Annotated in this window: 2 protein-coding genes; both read left to right on the top strand. The window is 48.4% G+C overall.

The window, feature by feature from the left end; translation table 11 throughout:
- Positions 1–102 precede the first annotated feature (102 nt).
- Complete coding sequence (locus D6694_05410; protein ID RMH44777.1) at positions 103–348, top strand: hypothetical protein; 246 nt, start codon at positions 103–105, stop codon at positions 346–348.
- 230 nt (positions 349–578) lie between these two features.
- The coding region (locus D6694_05405; protein ID RMH44776.1) for a hypothetical protein at positions 579–1,507 on the top strand (929 nt) is incomplete at its 3' end.

Raw genomic sequence — 1,507 nt, 5'->3', positions numbered from 1 at the left:
GGTTCGGCAGAGAAAAACTCTGACGATTAACATCATTATCACTCACGTTACAGAACCACCCGTTGACGGGTTCACCAACACGTCAACCAACAGGGGGGGGGCATGCCAAGGTCGAAAGAGCACCAGAAATACATAGAGAAAGCAAAGGAGATTCTCGCAGCGCAACCACCGATGTCGCCCCAGGAATTCGCCGAGCAGACCAAGAGAGTGTTGCGCAATGCACGCCCAATAATGACTACCTGGGAAAAATACCTGAAGGAAGGTACCTCCGTCCCAGATCGGGGCGACAATCTACCCACGCAAGAGTCGGAAAACAGCAAGAGCCACCTGTTCAAGCGTGAAGAGTAGGCTTGAGGCCGGAACAATCGCATAAAACGTCACATGGCTATGAAAACGATCACTCAGAGAGCTTTATGAGGGATTCTGCATAGGAGTTCAGTTGTTGAAAAATACTTGCTGGCCTCAGGTCCATATTTCAATTTTCTGGAGATGGAAATCTCACATACTGTTTTCGATACGACTAACAAAGGCTCTTTTTTGCGCAGCAAGCTCCAGGCGCCAAATGAAAGGAAACAGGAATGTCCGATATGGCAAAAAGTGATCCGATCGCATTGCTTGGGCTCATACCGCCGGATGAAATTGAATTGGAAGATCCATGTCTGGCTGATGTTTACAGACAATTCTGTGATTCGCTAAGCGTACTGCCTCCCGGAGACGCTGTCCGAATAGAACATGAACCCCGCTTCGCCTCCCGTTACGATCAAGGGCAGGTGGATCTTGCAAGACAAAAGTTGGTCTGTGCTCTGTTGCGGTTTACTCGTTCCAGGGTCAAAAGAATTGAACGGCATATCTTGGGGGATGATTGGGACAGGGAAGAGGCCGGTGTCATAGAGTTGGAGTTCTCCAGAAAGTTGCGGGAACTTGCAGCATTCACGCAAACAAGGGACTACGCGCTTCTCAGAAAAGGGACGGTGAGGTGGGAGGTGCTGTCCTCGATATCAGTCCAGGGCTGCTCCATGCCTGGGATGGACTGGAGTGCGTCCATCGAGTGTGTTTCCTGGACCAAGGAGTGGGGTCTGGTTCTTTCTTACGAATCTGCCAGAGATTATCCAGACGATTCCTATGAATTTTTTCCCTATGTGATTGGCTTTTATAAATTGGATGAAGGTGCCTTTGCCGCCGGCAGACTACTGGCGCATCGAGGGTATGGAATTGATCTGCAGGATACTGAATTTTGGGGAGATGAGGAGTTGGGCCTGGGCTGGGGACGTTATGAAGGGTTCGCCCCAGGAAAGCATGTGTTTGATTTGGACCACAAAGCGTACAGACAACTTTACCACGCCTATAATAAGTCATGGTTGAACAGCACATTTTTTAATGATGCCTTTGAATTGTGGTATGCTGCCCAAAAATACGGCTATTCATATAATGATAACGTTCTTAAAATTCTGATTGATGCCTATGGTATCGACAAGGTGAAAAACTTGCGCGTGGCAAAAGAGCTCAT

The sequence above is a fragment of the Gammaproteobacteria bacterium genome (assembly GCA_003696665.1).
In the GTDB taxonomy this organism is placed as follows: Bacteria; Pseudomonadota; Gammaproteobacteria; order Enterobacterales.
Note: the sequence above shows the minus strand (reverse complement) of the source record. Positions and strands in the feature narration are given on the sequence as shown.